The sequence below is a fragment of the Oricola sp. genome (genome assembly GCF_965230365.1).
Taxonomy (GTDB): Bacteria; Pseudomonadota; Alphaproteobacteria; order Rhizobiales; family Rhizobiaceae; genus Oricola.
Map to the genome: position 1 here is coordinate 3,676,981 of NZ_OZ246003.1, position 20,290 is coordinate 3,697,270.

Below are 20,290 nucleotides of genomic sequence, written 5' to 3' on the forward strand. Positions count from 1 at the left end.
CCAGCCTCAGTTTTCCGGACGCCAGCGCTCGACATCGCGCGCCAGCTTGTCGAGCAGGCGCGTCAGCGTCTCCGCCTCGTCCGGCGACAGGGTTTCCAGCATATGCGCCTCGGCGCCGGCGAACATCGCCATGATTCCGTCATGCACCTTCCGGCCTTCCGGCGTGATGTTGAGCACGCGGCGGCGGGTGTCGACCTCGTCGCGGGCGCGGGTGATCATGCCCTTGGCCTGCAGCGACACGACGGCACGGCTGACCGTGTTCGACGGCTGTTCGGTGATCTCGCAGATATCGCGGGCGTTCAGATCGGGCTGAAAGCTCAGGCACATCAACACCGTCAGTTCGGGACGGATCAGCCCGGTTTCGCGCTCCATGCGGCGCAGCAGCGGCTCGCGCCAGAAATTCGTCAGGAAGGCCAGCCGATATCCGACGGGGATCGTCGTAGCGTCCAGAATGTCGATCAGTTTCATGCGCTACAGCCTAAGCCAAAAAAAAAGATTGCTCCACATGGAAATATATAGTTCCATATGGAGGTAAATTGGGGAGGAGCATGCGGGCACGCATAACAGAAGCCGGGCTGGGCGTCCTGGCGGTCGCCACCATCGTGCTGATGGGGCTGATCGTGCTGCAGGTGCTGTTCAGCGCCGCCGACATCAATCCGGTCCTCACCTTCGAAACCAGCCTGCCCCTGATTGGCAAGGCGGTCACGCTGAACTCGCTGCTCGACCTGCAATGGCACTTGCTGGTGATTATTGGCCTGTTGCCGGCCGGCATTATCTGGCTGGTGGACAGGCATGTGCGCGTCGATTTCTTCTACCAGACACGCGGCCCGCGCTGGCAGGCGCGGCTCAACCTTCTCGGCAACGTCCTGTTTGCCGCGCCTTTCTTCGCGCTCGTGCTGCCGGCATCATGGAACTTCATGGCGCGCGCCTGGAAGGCCGACGAGGGATCGCGCAATGCCGGGTTGAACGACCTTTGGCTGATCAAGGCGGTGCTGCCCCTCGGCCTTGCGCTTCTGGCGCTGGCCGTGCTGATCGAGACGCTGCGGCTGATTCGCGAGGCGAGATGAGCGACACGCTGCTTCCCCTCGCAATGGCCGCACTGACACTGGCCGGCATTCTCGCGGGCTATCGCGTGGCGATGGTGCTGGCCGGTTCGGCGGCGATCTTCATTCTCGTCTCCGACCTGCCCATCGCCTTCTTCAACCTGCTGGTCAGCCGCATCTACGCCAATGTGCTGTCGAACTGGCTGCTCGTCGCCATCCCCATGTTCATCTTCATGGGACTGATCCTGGAGACATCCGGGGTCGCCGAGCGGTCGCTTCGGGCAGCGCAACGGGCCTTGGGGGGGACTGCCGCCGGCATGGGTGTTTCGGTGCTCGTCATCGGCATCCTGCTGGCGGCATCTTCAGGCATTGTCGGTGCTTCGGTCGTGCTCCTGGCGCTGCTGGCGCTGCCGCGGCTCACCGAAAGCGGCTATGACAGGCCGACGTCGGCCGGCCTGATCGCCGCGTCGGGCACGCTGGCGATCCTGATCCCGCCCTCGGTGATGCTGATCGTGCTGGGCGACCAGCTGCAGACCCCGGTACCGGACATGTTCGCCGGCGCGATCGGACCCGGCCTGCTGCTGGTCGTGGTCTATGGCGCGCTGGTGATCTGGCGGGCCCGCAACCTGCCGGCGGCGGTGCATGCGGACCGGCCATCGCCGCTGCGCCTGCTTCTCGATCTCGGCCCGCTGCTGGCGCTGGTCGTCTCCGTGCTCGGATCGATCATCGCCGGGCTGGCGACACCGACCGAGGCAAGCGGGCTCGGCGCGTTTGGCGCGCTGCTGATCACCCTCTTCTACGGCCGGTTCAGCACGGCCATGCTGATGAAGGCGGCCCGCCAGACGGTCGTCACCACGTCGCTCGTCCTGTTCGTGATGATCGGCGCCACCTGTTTTTCGGCGGTCTTCAAGGCGGTCGGCGGCGACGAGCTGATCAAGGCCGGCATCACCGCCTTCGGCACCGAGCCGTTCGTCGTGCTTGCCGTCGTCATGGGTGCGATCTTCCTGCTCGGCTTCGTGCTCGACTGGCTGGAGATCACGCTCATCCTGGTGCCGATCTTCGCCCCGATCGTCGCCGGGCTGGATTTCGGCAACGGGCTTTCCGGCGACGCGCTGCTGGTCTGGTTCGGCATCCTGGTCGCGGTCAACCTGCAAACCTCGTTCCTGACCCCGCCCTTCGGCTTTTCACTGTTCTATCTGCGCGGCGCGGTCGGCGACGCGCTTTCGACACCTGAAATCTACCGCGGCGTCCTGCCCTTCATTGCCCTGCAATTGCTGGTGCTGGCGCTGCTGATCGTGTTTCCCGGACTGATCACCGGATTCATCTGAAAACAGGGAGGAAAAAAGATGAAACACACCATGATCGCAGCGGCGCTTGCCGCATTCTCGGCCACCGCCGCGTCGGCCGACAGCTATACGCTGCAAAGCGCATTCGGTGGCCTGCCGGTGCTGCACCCGACGGCGGAACGTTTTGTCGCCAATGTCGCGTCACTCACCGGCGGCGAAGTCGAGTTCAGCTACCACAAGGCGGGCGAACTTTCGCCGCCTTTCGAAATCTTCGACAATGTCAGCGCCGGCGCGCTGGACGCGGCCTGGTCCTATGCCGCCTATGCAAGCGGCAAGGAGCCGGCGGCAGCCTTGTTCGGCTCGGTGCCGTTCGGCGGCGATCCGCTGTCCTATGTCAGCTGGCTGCACCATGGCGGCGGCCTGGAACTGTGGCAGGAGATCTACGCGCCCTACAATCTGGTGCCGATGGCCTGCGGCGTGATCCTTTCGGAAGCCGGCGGCTGGTACACGAAGGAAATCAACACGCCGGACGATTTGCAGGGCCTCAACATCCGCATTGGCGGCCTTGGCGGCGCAATCCTGAGCAAGCTCGGCGCCAACGCCATGTCGTTGCCGGCCGGCGAGATCTCGACCTCGCTGGAGACCGGCCGCCTCGACGCCACCGAACTCTCGTTTCCGCTCGTCGACAAGCTGCTCGGCTTCGACAAGGTGGCCAAGAACTACTACTTCCCCGGCTGGCACCAGCCCGCCGGCTTCATCGAGTTCTACATGAACAAGGACAAGTGGGACGCGCTGACCGACGCGCAACGCACGGCGATCGAGGTGTCGTGCGCGGACGCCAATCTTTACGCGATGGGCATGGCCGCCGGGGCGCAGAGCGCGGTGCTGGACGAGTTTCGCGCCAACGGCGTCGATGTGAAGCGCTTCCCCGATGCTGTCATGGATGCGCTGCGCGCCGCCGCCGATGAGGTCTATGCGGAAAAGTCCGCCGAGGACGCGATGTTCAAGAAGGTCATCGACAGCTACCGCGCCTATGCTGCGGACTACAACGAGTATCGCGCGTTGTCGGACCTGAACTGACCGCAATCCCCCGCCCCTTGCGGGGCGGGGTCCTGTCATCTGCGAAACCGGGGACCATTCGTGAGCTACACATTGCGGGACTTCGGGTCCTACACGGTGGGCGGCCGCATTGCGCGGGTAACCGAAGGCCATCCGCAGCAAATCGCTGTCACCCGCGAGGTCAGTTACGACTACGATCCGCGCGGCGACTTCGTGGTCGAACACGCCTATGTACAATACTTCATTCCCGGTCACCGCAATAAGGCTCCGGCGGTCGTCCTCGTGCATGGCGGCGGCATGAGCGGTTCGGTCTGGGAACGAACGCCGGACGGACGGCGAGGCTGGCTGCACATGCTGCTCGACCGCGGCTACGAGGTGCATGTCATCGACAATGTCGAACGCGGCCGGGCCGGTTTTGCTCCGGGCCTCTGGTCTGGCGCGCCGATCACACGCTCGCTGCAGGAGGCATGGCGGCTGTTCCGCATCGGTTCCGACGCAGGTTTTGCGACCCGGTCTGCATTCGCCGGGCAGCGCTTTCCCCACGAAACGCTGGAGCAACTGGCGCGGACATTCGTGCCGCGCTGGTTGTCGACGACCGGACTTCAGGCCGCCGCGCTTGCGGCGCTGCTGCACCGGCTGGGCGGTGCTGTTCTGGTCTGCCATTCACAGGGCGCGGAAGTCGCCTTTGCGGCGATCGCCGAGGGCGGGCCGGTGCGTGCCCTGCTTGCCATCGAACCGTCTGCCGGTCCGCAAAAAATCGCCGATTTGCAGGCCATTCCAACCGCACTCGTTGCGGGCGACTTTCTCAATATCGATCCGATGTGGGCGGCGCGGCTGACCGCTTGGCGAGCGCTCTGCGCCGATCTCGCCGCCACCGGCGGACACGCGGACTTCCTGCCGTCCGGCGGCGCACTGAAGGCCGGGCACTCGCATCTGCCGATGCATGACCGTGGCCACGACATGGTGCTGGCCGCCGGTCTTGAAGCACTGTCGCATCGTTTGTGACGGCAGCGCCCCACTTTGTGCGAGGTTGGACAACATGCCGAGCTCGCTACGGGTCAAGAACGGAATAATGCACGTTTTCACAGATGTTTACGTAAAGTCATTCGACTCGCTTGCGAATATTCTGTCCACCGCGCCCGAACCTCCCCTACAATCGCAATTGCCTTCTCACGGAAGTCTGTCGTGCACACCGGCTGATGGAGAGAGGGACGGTGCCTGTCGGGCGGTGCAGAGGTGTATCGCTGGGTGATGAACCCCCACGGCAGGGCGGCATGAAGCGGCGCGCGCAGTCTTGTTTTCCCGGACTTTCGTTCCGGGCCGCCGACCGAAGCTGCAAGACCACCGAGCGGGCGGTCCGAGGATCGCTATACCTTTTAGACGTTGCGATGCTTTGACCGCCCGTCTTCCAGTTCTTTGATAATCCGGCTTCAGGAAACGAGGCGCGGCGGCGATGCCGCGCGCCCTACCCCGCCTTTGCCATGGTGTCGTCTGCAGGCTTGATCGCCGGTTCCAGTCCTGTGCCCGGCAGGGTCATCACCGGCGGAAAGCCGTTCATGTCCTCAAAGGTGCAGAATGCCGGCGGCCCCAGTTCGACAACCGGGATGCGCGCGGCGAATTCCTCGGTCAACGCGGCCAGCGCCTGGCGGTATTCGGCCAGCAACGCGTCAGGCAGCCATTCGATGATGTAGGCGAGTGTGACATGGAAGACGTAACTGTCGTGGTTCGGCGCGCGGTAGCCCATCGTTTCCGACAGACCGCTGCGCCAGCGCCGCGCGGTGCCTTCGGCAGCGGACGTCGTGCCGGTCAGCATCAGGCCCAGCGGCGTCACCTCGGCGATGCGCATCTGAAACGGCCCCGGTCCCTCGAACCGCGCCAACCGGTCCGCCAGATGATCGGTCACGGTTTCGAGCGGCGCATCGAGCGATACCCGCTCCGGCCAGTGATTGGGCAGCCGCCGCGTCTCCAGGACGCCCTCGAACACCGTCATGTGCAGGCTGTCGATTTCGGTGAAGGCGAAGCGATGGCCCCAGGCGAGGCCGCGCAGCCGCTCGCGCAGTTCGATCAGCGCGGCTTGCGTCTGCGACCCCGGCACCACGTGGCGAACCACGGTGTTGCCCGGATCGGGCAGAAACGCGCCGTCATCGTCGAAACGCACACCGAGATAGCGGTTCGGCGTCGCGTGACGCGACGCTGCAAGGGTCATGAGATCGAAAGGCTCTGGACGGGACATACGAACTCCCTGCGTTGGAGGGGGTGGTTGTCGAGAGCGACTAGGGACTCGGTGTGAAACTTCCGTGACAACGGACCAAGAGCGCCGGTATTCGCGCCGGAACGCCATGTTTTTACGCTGTCGAAACCGTCCGGGCGGAGAACCGCCGAAATCTTGCGCGGTAAGGGCCGCGCCCGGTCTGCTCGATGGCGCGGCGCATGCCGGCCATTTCGAAGCCGGAAACGTGCAACTGGTCCGACAGGCATGTCGCCAGCAGCAGGATGTGCAAGAGTTCGAGCGCTTTCATCGACGCCTCGCCGGTGTCATTGCGATGGCGCACCTTGGCAGCGCCGGGCTGAACCCGGCGTGGCCGCCCCGTTCAGAAAGCGTTCAGCGGTAACGCAAGATCGCCGCGACCGGATCACCGTGCTCACGCAAGCGTGAGGGTTAACTGGGCGGCGGCTTTCAACTGATCCTAATGTCGCAGCCCACGTAATCAGGGGCATCGACGGACTGAAACCGCCGATCCCATCTGTCCCTAGGAGGAAATCATGCGCAAACTCACGCTCGGCGCCACGATGGCGCTCGCCCTTGCAACCGCCGTTCCGGCCACCGCCGGCAACATCGTCGAAGTCGCCAAGGGCGCCGGCACGTTCAACACCCTGCTCGCCGCCGCAGAGGCCGCCGGTCTCGCCGGCGCGCTGGTCGAAGGCGACAACCTGACCGTCTTCGCGCCGACCGACGAAGCCTTTGCCGCACTGCCGGCCGGCACCGTGGAAACCCTGCTCAAGCCCGAGAACAAGGACCAACTCGTCGCCGTGCTTTCCTACCACGTGCTGCCGCGCGAACTGGCTTCCAACATGCTGCCGGGCCGCACCATCCACGTGAAGACGATCAAGCAGGGCGGCGACCGCACGCTCGCCGTGACCAAGGGCGGTGGCGGCGTGACCGTTGACGAAGCCAATGTGGTGGCCGCCGACATCCGCGCCGACAACGGCATCATCCATGTCATCGACAAGGTGATGCTGCCGTCGAGCTAACGGCTCTCTTCGTGCCACAAAGCCCCGCACCCGCTGCGGGGCTTTTTTTATGAACCGCTCGCCGGATGCTGATATGATCCCGGTGTCGCAATCCATCGGGAGATCCGTAAGGTGACGTCACATGGAACGGTGCACTGGACCGAAGTCAGAACCCATGATGCGGAGAAGACGAAGGAATTCTATACGGCCACGCTCGGCTGGACCTTCGAGGAGATGCCAACGGGCGGCCCGGCACCCTACTACATCTGCATGGTCGACGGCGAAACCTTCGGCGGCCTGTCATCGATCGTCGAACCGGAATATGCCGACGTTCCCGACCACTTCCTGACCTATGTCGCCGTGGACGACATTGAACGGCGGGTTGAGACGGCCCGCGACAACGGCGCCGAGATCATGCGGGAACCCTTCGACATCCCGAATATCGGCCGGGCTGCTGTGGTGCAGGCGCCGACAGGCTCGGTGAGCTGCTGGATCACGCCGCTCGGCTGAGAGGCTTTCGCCGACGCAGATCACGGGGTGACACGGCAGGGTACGTTCGGTAACGTCCGGCCGAATTTACCGGAGGGTCCGCATGTTCGACAGCAGCCTGATCGTGCTTCTGATCGTCGCCGTTGTGGCGATCTACGGGATCATCACCTACAATGCGCTGGTTCGGGTGCGCCAGCTTGTCCAGGAAGCCTGGAGCGGCATCGACGTGCAGCTGAAGCGGCGCGCCGACCTCATTCCCAATCTCGTCGAGACCGTAAAGGGCTACGCCGTCCACGAGCGCGAGGCGCTGGAGAAGGTCACCGAGATGCGGACCCGCGCCCAAAGCGTCCCGGAAGGCGACATTGCCGGCCGCGCCGCCGCCGAAGGCCTGCTCGGCCAGGCGCTGGGCCGCCTGTTCGCCGTTGCCGAATCCTATCCCGACCTCAAGGCGAGCGAAAACTTCCGCGAGTTGCAAACCACGCTGCAGGAGCTGGAACACGAAATCCAGATGGCGCGCCGCTACTACAACGGCTCGGCGCGCGAACTGAATGTGCGGGTGGAGAGCTTTCCGTCCAACCTGATCGCCAACAGCTTCAACTTCATCAAGGCAGACTATTTCGAGCTGGACGATCCGGCCGATCGCGATCTGCCTGACGTGAAGTTTTCCTGATCGGCAGGGGCGCGGCGATGATACGTTTTCTCCTCGCCGCCCTGTTGTTGTTTTGTGCCGCCGCCGGCGCGGCGGCCGAAGAGGAAATCCGGTTCTTTCGCAGCGACGTGACCGTGCGCGCGAATGGCGATTATCTTGTCACCGAGACGATCCAGGTGCGCGCCGAGGGCCGCAACATCAAACGCGGCATCTACCGCGATTTTCCCGTCACCTTCGAGATCGCCAGCGGTGCGACCGGCCGAAACGCCTTCGAACTGGTTTCGGCAAAGCGCGACGGCCAGGCGGAAAACACCCGCATCGAGCGTGGCAGGCGCCTGGTGCGCGTCTATCTCGGTCAGCAAGACGTGTTCCTCTCACCCGGCGTCTACACCTACGAACTGACCTATCGTACCGACCGGCAGGTGCGGTTTTTCGATGGCCATGACGAAATCTACTGGAACGCAACCGGTACCGAGTGGATCTTCCCGATCGCCCGCGCGGCGGCCGTGATCCGCCTGCCCGACGGCGCGTCGGTCGAGGACACGTTCGCTGTCACGGGCCGCTTCGGCTCGACGGACGAAAACGCCCGCTCGGTCATCGGTGCAGACGGATTGACGGTATCCTTCGAAACGACGCAGCCGCTAGGCCCGCGCGAAGGGCTGACGGTCGGCGTCAAGCTGGCCAAGGGCCTGATTGCCGTGCCGAGCGCGCAGCAGCAGTTCGCATGGTATCTGCGCGACAACATGGCAACGGTGATCTCCGGCGCCGGCCTGACGGCGATCTTCTGCTACTATCTCTTCGCCTGGGTCAGGGTCGGGCGCGACCCGCCGCGCGGCGTCGTCGTGCCGCGTTGGGACCTGCCCGACGGCGTGTCGCCGGCGCTGACCCACTACATCTGGAACAAGGGGTTCAAGGGCAAGGGCTTCGGCGCGATATCGGCGGCGGCGATCAACCTGGCGGTCAAGGGCTATCTGGAACTCGAAGACATTGGCGAGACACTGACGATCCGGCGCACCGACAAACCGCTTACAGGCGGACGCCTGCCGGTCGGCGAAGCCGCGCTGCTGAAGAAGATCGAAAGTCGCGGCTCGGCATTGATCGTCAACAAGGCGAACGGCAAGTCCGTACAGACGATGGCGTCGCGCTTCCGAACCGCGATGGAGGGCGAACACCGTGCAGTGTTCTATCGCGCCAACACCGGCTGGATCGTACCGGGCGTCGTCGCCTCGGTCGCCATCGTCGTGGCCACATTGGCCTTCGGCAATCTGGACAGCGACACTGTCGGCCTTTTGATCCCCGGTATCGTTTTCGGCAGCATCCTGACCTTTGTCATCGTGCGCATGGCAAAGCAGGCGCGGTCCGGGCTCGCCGGGAAAGTGCAACTGGCCTTTTTCCTGTTTGCCGGCCTGATCTTCGTGATGAATTCCGGCCTCTTCACGCTGGCGAACTCGGTGTTTTCCATCGGTTCCCCGGCGGTTGTCGGGGCGCTCGTCTCGATCGTGATGGTCAATGTCCTGTTCTTCTTCCTGATCGGCGCACCGACCACGCTCGGCCGGCGGCGGACCGACGAGATCGAGGGGCTGAAGATGTATCTGACCGCCGCCGAAAGGGAGCGGATGAACATGGCCGGCGCACCGGAGATGTCGCCGCAGCAGTTCGAGACCCTGCTGCCCTATGCGGTGGCGCTTGGCGTCGAAAAGCCCTGGTCGAATGCCTTCCAGACATGGCTTGCTACCGCCACGGCGGCGGGTGCGGCGGTCGCCGCCGGCTATTACGGCCCGCGATGGTATCGCGGCGGCAGCGATTTCTCCGCCGACCGCATCGGCAACACGATGGGCGGACTGGCCAGTTCGATGTCGGACAGCTTCACCGCGTCCCTGCCGCAACCCAAATCCTCGTCTTCGGGCTTTTCCGGCGGCGGCGGCTCTTCAGGCGGCGGCGGTGGTGGCGGCGGCGGTGGCGGCTGGTAGCTGGCCCTGCCCCGCAAGATGACAAGCCCGCGCCGGCTTGCTATGCGCGGCGCGAACCCGAAAACGGAGCACGAGTTTCGATGACCGGAAAACTGACGGAACAGGCACCCATCCTGCTGGTGCGCGATGTTGTGGCCAGCGTCGGCTATTGGGAAAAGGCGCTCGGCTTCAAGGGCCGCCTTTGGGGCGATCCGCCCAATTTCGCGATCCTCAAGCGCGACGCATGCTTCATCATGCTGTCGCAGGCACCGGCCGACCACACCATCGTCCCGCACTGGAAAATCGTCGACAAGATGTGGAACGCCTATTTCTGGGTCGACGACGCCAAGGCAATCTACGAGGAATTTCTCGCAAGCGGCGCGAAAATCGATTACTCGCTCTGCGAACAGCCTTACGGCGTTCTCGAATTCGGCATCCAGGACCTCGACGGACACGACATCGCGTTCGGTCAGGACCTTGACTAGAGCGGATCAAGACGCCAACCCACCGGAACGACAATGCCCGACCTTCTGCTCGAACTCTTCTGCGAAGAAATCCCCGCGCGCATGCAGCGCAAGGCCGCCAACGACCTGCAAAAGGCGGTGACCGGCGCGCTTGTCGATGGCGGCCTGACCTATGAGGGTGCGCGCGCCTACTGGACACCGCGCCGGCTGGCGCTCGATGTGCGCGGCGTGACGGCGCGCTCCGCCGACACATCGGAGGAACGCAAGGGACCGCGCACCGACGCGCCGGAAAAGGCGCTTCAGGGCTTCCTGCGCGCCGCCGGGCTGGCATCGGTCGACGAGGCCGAGGTGCGCAGCGACCCCAAGAAGGGCGATTTCTATGTCGCGGTGATCAAGCGCGAGGGCCGCGCCGCCGAGGACATCATCGCCGACGCCATGCCGGGCATCGTGCGCGGGTTCGGCTGGCCCAAATCGATGCGTTGGGGCAAGGCGTCGGCGCAACCGGGTTCATTGCGCTGGGTGCGGCCATTGCAATCGATCCTGTGCACCTTTGGTCCGGAAACCGAGGAACCGCAGGTGATCGCCTTCGAAGTCGACGGCATCGTCGCCGGCAACCAGGCGCGCGGTCATCGGTTTCACGCGCCAGAGCCGTTTGCGGTGCGCCGCTTCGACGACTACGCCGCCGGCCTCACCAAGGCGCATGTCGTGCTCGACGCCGAACGCCGCAAGGACATGATCCTGAGTGACGCGCGCAATCTGGCCTTTGCCGCCGGTGTCGAACTGGTCGAGGACGAGGGCCTCTTGGAAGAAGTTGCAGGCCTGGTCGAATGGCCGGTCGTGCTGATGGGCGAGTTCGAGGAGGAGTTTCTCGAGATCCCCGACGAGGTGGTGCGCCTGACCATCAAGACGAACCAGAAATGCTTCGTCTGCCGCGATCCGAACACCGCGATGCTAACCAACCGGTTCATCCTGATCGCCAATATCGAGGCGCATGACGGCGGCAAGGAGATCGTCGCCGGCAACGGCAAGGTGGTGCGCGCCCGCCTCGCCGACGCGCTGCATTTCTGGAAGACCGACCAGGCCGACTTACCCGATCTCGGCGAACTTGAAGCATCGGCAAAGACGTTCGACCTCGACCTGAAAAAGCCGCTCGACCAGCGCATGGCGAAGCTCGACAATCTGGGCGTGACCTTCCATGCCAAGCTCGGCACGCAGGGCGAGCGGGTAACGCGCATCGCCGAACTGGCCGCTTCGCTTGCCAACACGGTCGGTGCCGACGCGCAACTGGCGCGCCGCGCAGCCGTGCTCGCCAAGGCCGATCTGACCACCGAAATCGTCGGCGAATTCCCGGAAGTGCAAGGTGCGATGGGCGGCATCTATGCCGGCCTTCAAGGCGAGACGGCGAGTGTGGCCGCTGCCATCGAGAACCACTACAAGCCGCTTGGACCGACCGACGATGTGCCGACCGAGCCGGTCGCCATCGCCGTGGCGTTGGCCGACAAGCTCGACACGCTAACCGGCTTCTGGGCCATCGACGAAAAGCCGACCGGTTCGAAAGACCCCTATGCGCTCAGACGGGCGGCGCTGGGCGTGATCCGGATCATTCTGGAGAACGGCATCCGGTTGCCGCTTTCGCGCCAGAGCGTCAATGCCGACCTCCTCTCCTTCTTCCACGACCGGCTGAAGGTGTATCTGCGCGATTCCGGCGCCCGCCACGACCTGATCGACGCCGTGTTGTCGCCCGACGATGACGACTTGCTTGTGATCGTGCGCCGGGTCGAGGCGCTTGGCGCGCTGCTCGATACCGACGCCGGCGCCAATCTGCTTGCCGGCACCAAGCGGGCGCTCAACATCCTCGCGGCCGAGGAAAAGAAGGACGGCGAAGGCACCTTTGCCGGCAAGGTCGATCATGCGCTTCTGGGCGAAGCCTCGGAGCGCGAACTCGCCAATGTGCTCGACGCGGTGGTGCACCATGTCGACGACCACATCGCCCGCGAGGAATACGGGCAAGCGTTCGCAGTGCTGGCCGAATTGCGCCCGGCGGTCGATGCGTTTTTCGATCAGGTGATGGTCAATGCCGAGGATGCGGCGGTGCGGCTGAACCGGCTGCGCCTGCTCGCCTCGCTGCGCGAGACAACCCGCAAGCTGGCCGACTTCTCGAAGATCGCCGGCTAAGACACGATAAAGCAAAGACGCCCGCGGCGGCCGCGAACGTCTATGCGCTTTACTGGAGGTTTCGACCGCGCGGTCAGCGGCGCAGTTCGACTTCCTCCAGGAAGCGATCTTCGATCTCGCGGTCGATCAGCCGGTCTTCGAACTCGGTCGAGCCGGGCCGCGAGAGTTCCTCGAGCCGGGATTCGGCGCGGTCGTTGAAGGACGCCGATTTGCGTTCGCCGGCTTCCTCGGAAGTTCTGCTTTCTTCCGATTTCGGGGCATCGGCTTGCTGGTCGGGGCTGGCGCTCTGGCCGCCACCGATCACCGACAGCGAGGACACCTTGGGCGCCTCGAGCACGACCGGCATGGTCGCCGGATCGAAATCGATGAAGACCACCGACGGGAAGTCGACGTCGGTGTTGATTTCATAGTCCACCGCGGTGGCCGGAGCCGTTGCGGCAATGGTCACAGCAGCCGAAAGGAGTGCGGCTTTGGCAAGTCTGGTCATGACACCATCCCTCGTGGTTTTCTGTACCGCAACGTTAGCAAAGCCGTTTTGAAACCCCGTTTTGAATTTCGCTCAAATTTTACCGATCCCGTCAAAACCCCGAAACCGTTGCATGCGCGGCGGCCCGCGTGTAGCTGTCGCGGCGATGGAAAACGACCGGATTTCCGCCGAAACGACGATCCTGCAAGCCGATGCGGCGGCGCTCGGAGCCGCGCGCACGGCTGTCCTTGCCGGCGATATTGTCGCCATCCCGACCGAGACGGTGTACGGGCTTGCCGCGGACGCGACCCATGGCGAAGCCGTCGCCAAGATCTTTGCGGCCAAACAGCGCCCCGCCTTCAATCCGCTGATCTGCCATGTCTCGGACATCGCCATGGCGGAGCGCTATGTGACCTTCGATCCGGTTTCGCGCGTGCTGGCCGGACGCTTCTGGCCCGGCGCGCTGACGCTCGTGCTGCCGCTGGCAGAAAGCCACGACATCCACCCGCTGGTGACCGCCGGGCTTGCAACCGTGGCGCTGCGCGCGCCGCGCGGTTTCGGCGCGCAGCTGATCGAGGCCGTCGACCGGCCACTTGCCGCACCGAGCGCCAACCCGTCGGGGCGGATCAGCGCGACGACCGCGCAAGCCGTCGCGCGGGAACTCGATGGCAGGGTCAGGCTGGTGATCGATGCCGGCCCCGCGCCGGTCGGGGTGGAATCGACGATCATCAAGGTCGACGGCGACACGGTGCGGCTGCTCAGACCGGGCGGCATCGCTGCCGAGGATATCGAGGCCGCCATCGGGCGGCCGCTGGTGCGCGCCGAACAGCGCGCGGCGATCGAAGCGCCGGGCATGCTCGCCTCGCACTATGCGCCTTCGGTCCCGGTGCGGCTCGACGCCGCCCGTGTCGAACCGTCCGAGGCGCTGCTCGGCTTCGGGCCGGTAAGGGCTGCGGGCGCGAAACACGCGCATGCCGTGCTGGTGCTGTCGGAAACCGGCGACCCGGTCGAAGCGGCGGCCAATCTGTTCGAACACATGCACCGGCTGGACGCCACCGGCGCCACGGCGATCGCCGTGGAGCCAATTCCGGAAGCCGGGCTGGGCGAAGCGATCAACGACAGGCTGCGCCGCGCGGCGGCACCCAGGGGGCAGTCATGACAAGCAGCGATTTGCTGGCGCGATTTGCGGAGATTGTCGGCGACAGCCATGTCATTGCCGACGAGGCCGGGACCGCGCCGCATCTGAACGAACCGCGCCGCCGCTGGCATGGCCGTACCGCCGCCGTATTGCGGCCCGGAACCACCGATGAGGTGGCGCAGATCCTCAGGCTGGCGAGCGAAACCGGCACGCCAATCGTGCCGCAAGGCGGCAATACCGGGCTGGTGGGCGGCCAGATCCCCGACATGGGCGGCGACGCGGTCATCGTTTCAACGTCGCGGTTGAACCGCATCCGCGACATCGACACCGCCGGCAACACGATTACCGTGGAAGCCGGTGTTGTGCTGGAAGCCATTCGCGACGCGGCGGCCGACCACGGCCGGCTGTTCCCGCTGTCGCTGGCCTCGCAAGGCTCCTGCCAGATCGGCGGCAACCTATCCACCAATGCCGGCGGCACCGGAGCGCTCGCCCACGGCGTTGCCCGCGACCTGTGCCTCGGGCTCGAAGTGGTGCTGGCGGATGGATCGGTGCTCGACGACCTGAACCGGCTGAAAAAGAACAACACCGGCTACAACCTGCGCGACCTGTTCATCGGCGCCGAAGGCACGCTCGGGATCGTCACGGCGGCGGTGCTCCGGCTCTTTCCGCAACCGGCCGGTATCGCCACCGCATTCGTCGCGGTGCCGTCGCCGGACGAAGCGTTGGAACTCCTCGACAAGGCGCGCGCGGCGGCTGGTTCGGAACTGACCGCCTTCGAACTGATGGCGCGGATCGGGATCGATTTCACACTGCGCCACCAGGAAGGTACGCGCGACCCGCTCGAACATCATCATCCCTGGTATGTGTTGATTGAGATATCCTCGGCCCGCTCGCAAGATGATGCACGCCAGACGCTGGAAGCCCTGTTGATGCAGGCGCTCGAGCACGGTGTCGCGACGGATGCGGTGCTCGCCGAGAACGAGCGCCAGCGACTCGACTTCTGGAGGCTGCGCGAAGGGATTTCCGACAGCCAGATCCCCGAGGGCGGGTCGATCAAGCACGATGTTTCGGTGCCGGTCGCCGAGGTGCCGCGCTTCATGGCCGAGGCCGCCCGCGCGGTCCACGCCATCGAACCGGCGGCGCGGATTTGCGCCTTCGGCCATCTGGGCGATGGCAATATCCATTACAACATCTCGCAGCCGGTAGGCGCCGACAAGCAGACCTTCCTCGCGGCGACACATGTGATCACGCCTGCCGTACACGCCATTGTGCGCCAGCATGGCGGGTCGATCGCCGCTGAACACGGGATCGGTCAGATGAAGCGCGACGAGCTTGCCGAGACCAAAAATCCGGTCGCTCTCGATCTGATGAAACGGATCAAACGGACGCTCGATCCTGCCGGTATCATGAACCCTGGCAAAGTCATTCTCCCCGACTGACCCAAATGCGGACAGCCGGCAGCATTTTCGAGATGCTGGTGGTTATTTGCTAACCATCTCAAACGGCAGCGTTTTCTTAACGTTGTTTCTTAGCACCCAAGCAGCAGGACAGCGCTATTTTGACGGCTCGGCGGCTTCTCCCGAGAACGCCGCGAGACAGGGATGAGAAGCTTAGAGGCGAAAACGCCCGTGGCTCTCAGGGATGAACAGGTGAGGCGTCACATGACTTCCGGGGCACAACCGGTCTGGGCCGGGCACGAATTCCGGCTGGATCCGGCCAGACTTCCGCAGAAACTGGTCTATGCGACCCGTGGCGATGACGGCGAAGTGCACATCACCGTGCACCAGAGTGGGTGCGTGCTGAAGCGACAGCTTGGTTCATCGGGCCTGCCGCTCAACATCGCCCTTCCCGCCAACGTGTTTAAGGGCGTGACCGTGCGCGCCATGTATGACGGGCCGGAGAGCCTGCTGGTCGCCATGGAACTGACCCACAGCGATCCGGAACTCAGCGTGCCGCTGTCGGTCGGCCACCACCTGGAATCGGTTGCCCAGGACTGGCAACACTGGTCCGACATTCTCGGCCTGCCGATGCTGCTGGTCGACGAGGACGGCGTGACCCGCACGCTGGACGAAAGCGCCCGCAATGTGGTTCGCGACACCAGCCATCCGCGCCGGCATCACGCCATGTTCGCCGAGCGCAGGCCGCGCTTTCTGGCGCGCCGCCGCCTCGGCACGCTCGGCTGCCGCCTGGTGCTCGACGGCGTCGAGATCATCGCGCGCAGCTAAACCGGGTTCCAGAGTTCGCGGGTTTCGGGAAAGCGGTCGAAGCAGAACTCGTAGGTGTCGCGATAAAACCCGGCGATCTCACGCCGAAGCTCCGGATCCAGGCCACGTGTCTTGGGTGACTGATTGACCACTTCCGCGGTCTTCTCGATCGCGACCGGAATTCCAAGGAACTGGCCGAGCCTTTCCAGTGACGGCGCCTGAAACAGGCTCTCGTAGAATCCGTAGAAGATATCGTCCTTGTCGAAGACATCGTCGAGCCGTTGTACCGTGCGCTGGTAGCGGGTGCGTTGTTCGGAATGAAACCTCGAATACTCCGCCCGGACATGGTCGGCTTCGGAAAGTGCCGCCAGTTCCGGCGTCAGCCGCTGATTTCGCATCCGCCTGATCATGCGGGCTTCGCTCCAGCAACGCTCAACCGGGTCACGCATTGAAAAGACCACCTTCACCGTGAGTCCGACAGCCTCGAGCCTCGACTTGAGGTCGGCGAGCCGTTGAACCGGCAGAAGGGCATAGGACGGCGTTATGTCTCCGGTAACGCGATAGCCCTGATCGACAATTGACCGGAAATAGGCCTCGTAGGCTCCTCGCCGATTCTGCATCTCGTAGCGCAGAACAGTCGCATCCTGCTTGCGCCTTATCTTCTTGCGGAGATAGGCCCAGCGGCCAATCCTTCGATCCCTGAAGACATCCAGATCCACGGCATCCCAGATGTGATACTCCTTCAGCCGGCCGGTGTTCACGTCGTCGAAACCGTTCAGATACTTGTAGAGCCAGGTCGTTCCGGCCTTCTGGGCGCCAACGCCAAGAACGAATATTTTCTCGCTCACAATGAGCCTCTCATTACAGTTCGGATAACGGCGGCGGCGTCTAAAGCATCGGCGCGGACGCGACGAGCCCGCCAAACACCAGCCAGCCCACCACCGTGTTGGACTTGAACAGACGCAGGCACTGGTCTGGATCGTCGATATCGAGGACGCGAATCTGGAAAAGCATGTGGACGGCTGCGGCAGCAAGGCCGGAATAGGCCAAGACAGGCACGCCGGCAATCGAAAAAGCCGCGGCAAACAGGATCAGGCAACCCGAATAGAGGCCGGCGAGCCAGGGCTTGGTGTTGTCGCCGAACAGGCGGGCCGTGGAGCGGACGCCGACGAGCGCGTCGTCCTCCTTGTCCTGATGAGCGTAAATCGTGTCGTACCCGATCACCCAGAGAATCGAACCGAGATAGAGAAGCGCCGGCGCCAGCGACAGCGAGCCGAACAGGCCGGCCCAACCCATCCAGGCACCCCAGGAAAAGGCAAGACCCAGAGTCAGTTGCGGCCAGTCGGTGATGCGCTTCATGAACGGGTAGACCGCGACGACTGCAAGCGACAAGACGCCAATGCCGATGGCAAACAGGTTGAACTGGATGAGCACCAGGAACCCGACCAATGCCTGCAAGGCGAGGAACCGCTTGGCCTGCGACCGCGTTACCTGACCGGACGGCAGCGGCCGCGAGCGGGTGCGGGCGACCTTTTCGTCGATACCCTGGTCGACGAGATCGTTGTAGGTGCAGCCTGCGCCTCGCATGGCGACGGCGCCGATCAGGAACAGGGCAAGATGCCAGGGATGCGGGAACGGCGCGAAACCCGGCTGCTGATCGCCGGCGGCGGCGAGACCGGCAAGGGCAGCCGACCACCAGCACGGCCACAGCAGCAGCCACCAGCCGATCGGCCGGTCCCAGCGCGCCAGCTGCGCGTAAGGCCACAGCCGCGCCGGCAGCAGCCGGTAGACCCAGTGGCCCGACGGCGCGTCGGCAACCCGGCCCTGACCGGCTCGCGATTGAATGGTTTCCCGCATGCGAAGACTGGTGACAAGATGGCCCGGAAAGGTCAAGAGCTTGACCCCGCACCGCCGGTTCCGTACCGCCAGATAAACGCGCGGAGCAAATGACGATGAACGTACTTCTGATCGGCTCGGGCGGACGCGAGCACGCGCTCGCCGCCAAACTCGCGGATTCACCGCTGCTCGGAACGCTCTATTGCGCACCGGGCAATCCCGGCATTGCCGCAAGCGCCGAATGCATCGTGCTGGACACCGGCGATCACTCGTCGGTTGTCGATTTCTGCCGCATCAACGCGATCGATCTCGTCGTCATCGGGCCGGAGGCACCGCTCGTCGACGGCCTGTGCGATTCGCTCGCTTCGGCCGGTATCGCGGCGTTCGGCCCGTCGGCGGCCGCCGCGCAACTGGAAGGGTCGAAGGGCTTTACCAAGGACCTGTGCGCGCGCATGGGCATTCCGACCGCCGCCTATGCACGGTTCAACAATGCGCCGAAGGCCAAGAACCATATTCGCCAGCACGGCGCGCCCGTGGTCATCAAGGCCGACGGGCTGGCCGCCGGCAAGGGTGTGACCGTCGCGATGACGCTGGAAGAGGCGCTGGCCGCCGTCGACGATTGCTTCGAAGGGGCGTTCGGCGAAGCGGGAGCGGAAGTGGTGGTCGAGGCCTTTCTGGAAGGCGAGGAGGCGTCGTTCTTCTGCATTTGCGACGGCAAGACCGCCCTGCCCCTGACGACAGCGCAGGACCACAAGCGCGTCGGCGAAGGCGATACCGGGCCGAATACTGGCGGCATGGGGGCCTACTCGCCCGCATCGGTGATGACCGAGGCCCTGATTGCCGAGACGATGACCCGGATCATCGAGCCGACCATGGCCGGCATGGCCGAGGCGGGAACGCCGTTTTCGGGCGTCCTCTATGCAGGACTGATGCTGACGGCGGACGGGCCGCAGCTGATCGAATACAATGTCCGTTTCGGCGATCCCGAATGCCAGGTGATCATGCCACGGCTCAAGGACGATCTCCTGCTGCTCCTGAAGGCGGCCGCCGACGGCATGCTTTCATCGATGAGCGTGCGCTGGCATGACGAGGCGGCGGCAACGGTGGTGATCTGCGCGCCGGGCTATCCGGCAGCCGCCGAGAAGGGCTCGGCAATCGCACTGCCGAAGGAAGGCGATCTTCCCGGCGGCGTGGCGATCTATCATGCCGGCACCGCACAGACCGGCGACGATCTCGTGGCCAATGGCGGGCGTGTTTTGAACGTGACGGCGACCGGCGCGACCGTCACCGCGGCGCTGGAAACCGCCTACGCAGCGGTCGACATGGTCGACTGGCCAGAAGGCTTTTGCCGCCGCGACATCGGCTGGCGGGAGATCGCACGCGAGAAAGGCGGAGCCTAGCCGCAGGCTCGGGATCATGCCAACGGTGCCTGCGACCGGGCGCCCTGCTTCCACATCTCGGCAGGCGAACCATAGCGATAGCCGCGTTTGCGGAACCGGCGCAGCCCCCCCGGGGTCGGCCAGGACTGATAGGTCCTGCGCGTTTCGTCCTGGACGAAACCGGGCACCGGCCCCTCGCGCAGCATGTCGATTGCGCGCAGCAGCAAGTCCGCGCCCAGTTCGCTGCAGCGCTGCGACAGGGAAATCACCGTATCGTCCGGTTCGATGGCAAGCGCGTCCTGAAGGATGATGTTGCCAGTATCCAACGTTTCATCGATCCAGTGCACGGTCGCGCCGGTCTTGTCGTCGCCGACGGCCATTGCCCAGAAACATGGCATGAGCCCACGGTTTCGCGGCAACAATGCCGGGTGCATGTTGATGGTTCCGATTGTCGGCACCTCAAGGATCGGCTGGCGGATGACCTGATTGAAATAGTTGGAGATAATCAGATCGGGCTGCCAGCGTTTGAGCGAATCGAGCGCATCGCCGGAATGTGCATTCGCGGTCGCGACAAGCGGAATCCCGGCCTCGCGCGCCAGCGCCCTCAATGAACCGTACCCGGCCGGACGGCCGCGCAGCCGCAGGCTCAGCGCACCGGCCTGCGCCAGCCAGCGGTGCATCTGCCAGGCGGCGCCATAGCGCCATCCCAATCGACGACCGAGATCGAGCGTCGCCATGTTGTTGCTCTTGCCGGGCAGGATGGATGTGGAATGGATGATACCGCTCACCTCGCCGCCCAGGCCGCGCAACAACCGGTGAGTCGCGATATTTGCTTCTGGGAGGTCGAAAGTTAGAATCACGATCTTCATGTAAACACCTGAAATATATCGTCATTTCGGCCGGTAATGCGATACTTCAACTG

At 64.4% G+C, this 20,290-nt stretch carries 21 protein-coding genes; 14 read left to right on the top strand and 7 right to left on the bottom strand.

The annotated features are described in order from the left end of the window. Nucleotides 1-6: 6 nt before the first annotated feature. On the bottom strand, nucleotides 7-468 hold the full coding sequence (locus tag ACO06R_RS17845) for a MarR family winged helix-turn-helix transcriptional regulator (RefSeq protein ID WP_421853201.1): 462 nt from the start codon (nucleotides 466-468) through the stop codon (nucleotides 7-9). An 80-nt stretch (nucleotides 469-548) separates the two neighbouring features. Here ACO06R_RS17845 and ACO06R_RS17850 point away from each other — a divergent pair, with 80 nt between their 5' ends. The 4 genes from ACO06R_RS17850 to ACO06R_RS17865 are packed head-to-tail and all read left to right on the top strand — an operon-like array spanning nucleotide 549 to nucleotide 4,393. Continuing rightward, entirely contained in the window at nucleotides 549-1,067 is a 519-nt protein-coding gene (locus ACO06R_RS17850) for a TRAP transporter small permease subunit (RefSeq protein ID WP_421853204.1), read from the top strand. After that, a complete protein-coding gene (locus ACO06R_RS17855; protein WP_421853207.1) occupies nucleotides 1,064-2,371 on the top strand; it encodes a TRAP transporter large permease in 1,308 nt (435 codons plus the stop codon). The genes ACO06R_RS17850 and ACO06R_RS17855 overlap by 4 nt, the downstream gene beginning before the upstream one ends. 18 nt (nucleotides 2,372-2,389) lie before the next feature. Beyond that, the gene (locus tag ACO06R_RS17860) at nucleotides 2,390-3,409 is read left to right on the top strand and encodes a TRAP transporter substrate-binding protein (RefSeq protein WP_421853210.1); all 1,020 of its coding nucleotides are present in this window, start codon (nucleotides 2,390-2,392) and stop codon (nucleotides 3,407-3,409) included. 60 nt (nucleotides 3,410-3,469) lie between these two features. Continuing rightward, the gene (locus ACO06R_RS17865; RefSeq protein ID WP_421853213.1) at nucleotides 3,470-4,393 is read left to right on the top strand and encodes a hypothetical protein; all 924 of its coding nucleotides are present in this window, start codon (nucleotides 3,470-3,472) and stop codon (nucleotides 4,391-4,393) included. Between the two features lie 460 nt (nucleotides 4,394-4,853). Here ACO06R_RS17865 and ACO06R_RS17870 read toward each other — a convergent pair whose 3' ends face one another. Together ACO06R_RS17870 and ACO06R_RS17875 are read right to left on the bottom strand one after the other, a co-directional pair. Beyond that, on the bottom strand, nucleotides 4,854-5,621 hold the full coding sequence (locus ACO06R_RS17870; protein WP_421853216.1) for a DUF1868 domain-containing protein: 768 nt from the start codon (nucleotides 5,619-5,621) through the stop codon (nucleotides 4,854-4,856). Nucleotides 5,622-5,733: 112 nt separating this feature from the next. Next, nucleotides 5,734-5,940, bottom strand: coding sequence for a hypothetical protein (locus tag ACO06R_RS17875; protein ID WP_421853219.1), 207 nt, complete (start codon nucleotides 5,938-5,940; stop codon nucleotides 5,734-5,736). Between the two features lie 211 nt (nucleotides 5,941-6,151). Here ACO06R_RS17875 and ACO06R_RS17880 point away from each other — a divergent pair, with 211 nt between their 5' ends. From ACO06R_RS17880 to glyS, 6 genes are all read left to right on the top strand, one after another. Beyond that, entirely contained in the window at nucleotides 6,152-6,640 is a 489-nt protein-coding gene (locus ACO06R_RS17880) for a fasciclin domain-containing protein (RefSeq protein WP_421853222.1), read from the top strand. A 111-nt stretch (nucleotides 6,641-6,751) separates the two neighbouring features. Beyond that, nucleotides 6,752-7,129 carry a VOC family protein gene (locus tag ACO06R_RS17885; protein ID WP_421853225.1) on the top strand — a complete coding sequence of 126 codons (378 nt, stop codon included), beginning with the start codon at nucleotides 6,752-6,754 and terminating at the stop codon, nucleotides 7,127-7,129. A gap of 82 nt (nucleotides 7,130-7,211) precedes the next feature. Then, nucleotides 7,212-7,778, top strand: a complete 567-nt coding sequence (locus ACO06R_RS17890) for a LemA family protein (protein WP_421853228.1) — start codon at nucleotides 7,212-7,214, stop codon at nucleotides 7,776-7,778. Between the two features lie 20 nt (nucleotides 7,779-7,798). Beyond that, complete coding sequence (locus tag ACO06R_RS17895) at nucleotides 7,799-9,727, top strand: DUF2207 domain-containing protein (RefSeq protein ID WP_421859505.1); 1,929 nt, start codon at nucleotides 7,799-7,801, stop codon at nucleotides 9,725-9,727. 80 nt (nucleotides 9,728-9,807) lie between these two features. Further along, entirely contained in the window at nucleotides 9,808-10,191 is a 384-nt protein-coding gene (locus tag ACO06R_RS17900; protein ID WP_421853231.1) for a VOC family protein, read from the top strand. Nucleotides 10,192-10,224: 33 nt separating this feature from the next. Next, nucleotides 10,225-12,345: a glycine--tRNA ligase subunit beta gene (gene glyS, locus ACO06R_RS17905; protein WP_421853234.1), complete on the top strand. Its 2,121-nt coding sequence runs from the start codon at nucleotides 10,225-10,227 to the stop codon at nucleotides 12,343-12,345. A 73-nt stretch (nucleotides 12,346-12,418) separates the two neighbouring features. Here the strand turns inward: glyS and ACO06R_RS17910 are convergent, their stop codons facing one another. Continuing rightward, a complete protein-coding gene (locus tag ACO06R_RS17910; protein ID WP_421853236.1) occupies nucleotides 12,419-12,832 on the bottom strand; it encodes a hypothetical protein in 414 nt (137 codons plus the stop codon). A 145-nt stretch (nucleotides 12,833-12,977) separates the two neighbouring features. Here ACO06R_RS17910 and ACO06R_RS17915 point away from each other — a divergent pair, with 145 nt between their 5' ends. The 3 genes from ACO06R_RS17915 (at nucleotide 12,978) to ACO06R_RS17925 (ending at nucleotide 16,174) form a co-directional block, all read left to right on the top strand. After that, a complete protein-coding gene (locus tag ACO06R_RS17915) occupies nucleotides 12,978-13,970 on the top strand; it encodes an L-threonylcarbamoyladenylate synthase (protein WP_421859507.1) in 993 nt (330 codons plus the stop codon). Beyond that, the gene (locus tag ACO06R_RS17920) at nucleotides 13,967-15,388 is read left to right on the top strand and encodes an FAD-binding oxidoreductase (RefSeq protein ID WP_421853239.1); all 1,422 of its coding nucleotides are present in this window, start codon (nucleotides 13,967-13,969) and stop codon (nucleotides 15,386-15,388) included. Before ACO06R_RS17915 ends, ACO06R_RS17920 begins: the two co-directional genes overlap by 4 nt. Before the next feature lie 222 nt (nucleotides 15,389-15,610). Next, nucleotides 15,611-16,174 (top strand): DUF6101 family protein, encoded by a 564-nt coding sequence (locus tag ACO06R_RS17925; protein WP_421853242.1) that lies wholly within the window; start codon nucleotides 15,611-15,613, stop codon nucleotides 16,172-16,174. On the opposite strand, the gene ACO06R_RS17930 is transcribed toward ACO06R_RS17925, so the two are convergent. Both ACO06R_RS17930 and ubiA read right to left on the bottom strand, forming a co-directional pair. Beyond that, nucleotides 16,171-17,001, bottom strand: coding sequence for a sulfotransferase (locus tag ACO06R_RS17930; RefSeq protein WP_421853245.1), 831 nt, complete (start codon nucleotides 16,999-17,001; stop codon nucleotides 16,171-16,173). The genes ACO06R_RS17925 and ACO06R_RS17930 overlap by 4 nt on opposite strands. Before the next feature lie 40 nt (nucleotides 17,002-17,041). Further along, the gene (gene ubiA / locus ACO06R_RS17935; protein ID WP_421853248.1) at nucleotides 17,042-18,010 is read right to left on the bottom strand and encodes a 4-hydroxybenzoate octaprenyltransferase; all 969 of its coding nucleotides are present in this window, start codon (nucleotides 18,008-18,010) and stop codon (nucleotides 17,042-17,044) included. A 95-nt stretch (nucleotides 18,011-18,105) separates the two neighbouring features. Between ubiA and purD the strand changes: the two genes are divergently transcribed. Continuing rightward, entirely contained in the window at nucleotides 18,106-19,389 is a 1,284-nt protein-coding gene (purD, locus tag ACO06R_RS17940) for a phosphoribosylamine--glycine ligase (RefSeq protein WP_421853251.1), read from the top strand. A 14-nt stretch (nucleotides 19,390-19,403) separates the two neighbouring features. Here purD and ACO06R_RS17945 read toward each other — a convergent pair whose 3' ends face one another. After that, on the bottom strand, nucleotides 19,404-20,237 hold the full coding sequence (locus ACO06R_RS17945) for a methionyl-tRNA formyltransferase (protein WP_421853254.1): 834 nt from the start codon (nucleotides 20,235-20,237) through the stop codon (nucleotides 19,404-19,406). Between the last annotated feature and the right edge of the window lie 53 nt (nucleotides 20,238-20,290).

Coding starts and splice junctions, on each gene's coding strand:
- ACO06R_RS17845 (WP_421853201.1), bottom strand. CDS start 468: ATGAAACTGATCGACATTCTGGACGCTACGACGATCCCCGTCGGATAT.
- ACO06R_RS17850 (WP_421853204.1), top strand. CDS start 549: ATGCGGGCACGCATAACAGAAGCCGGGCTGGGCGTCCTGGCGGTCGCC.
- ACO06R_RS17855 (WP_421853207.1), top strand. CDS start 1,064: ATGAGCGACACGCTGCTTCCCCTCGCAATGGCCGCACTGACACTGGCC.
- ACO06R_RS17860 (WP_421853210.1), top strand. CDS start 2,390: ATGAAACACACCATGATCGCAGCGGCGCTTGCCGCATTCTCGGCCACC.
- ACO06R_RS17870 (WP_421853216.1), bottom strand. CDS start 5,621: ATGTCCCGTCCAGAGCCTTTCGATCTCATGACCCTTGCAGCGTCGCGT.
- ACO06R_RS17880 (WP_421853222.1), top strand. CDS start 6,152: ATGCGCAAACTCACGCTCGGCGCCACGATGGCGCTCGCCCTTGCAACC.
- ACO06R_RS17890 (WP_421853228.1), top strand. CDS start 7,212: ATGTTCGACAGCAGCCTGATCGTGCTTCTGATCGTCGCCGTTGTGGCG.
- ACO06R_RS17900 (WP_421853231.1), top strand. CDS start 9,808: ATGACCGGAAAACTGACGGAACAGGCACCCATCCTGCTGGTGCGCGAT.
- glyS (WP_421853234.1), top strand. CDS start 10,225: ATGCCCGACCTTCTGCTCGAACTCTTCTGCGAAGAAATCCCCGCGCGC.
- ACO06R_RS17910 (WP_421853236.1), bottom strand. CDS start 12,832: ATGACCAGACTTGCCAAAGCCGCACTCCTTTCGGCTGCTGTGACCATT.
- ACO06R_RS17915 (WP_421859507.1), top strand. CDS start 12,978: ATGGAAAACGACCGGATTTCCGCCGAAACGACGATCCTGCAAGCCGAT.
- ACO06R_RS17920 (WP_421853239.1), top strand. CDS start 13,967: ATGACAAGCAGCGATTTGCTGGCGCGATTTGCGGAGATTGTCGGCGAC.
- ACO06R_RS17925 (WP_421853242.1), top strand. CDS start 15,611: ATGACTTCCGGGGCACAACCGGTCTGGGCCGGGCACGAATTCCGGCTG.
- ubiA (WP_421853248.1), bottom strand. CDS start 18,010: ATGCGGGAAACCATTCAATCGCGAGCCGGTCAGGGCCGGGTTGCCGAC.
- purD (WP_421853251.1), top strand. CDS start 18,106: ATGAACGTACTTCTGATCGGCTCGGGCGGACGCGAGCACGCGCTCGCC.
- ACO06R_RS17945 (WP_421853254.1), bottom strand. CDS start 20,237: ATGAAGATCGTGATTCTAACTTTCGACCTCCCAGAAGCAAATATCGCG.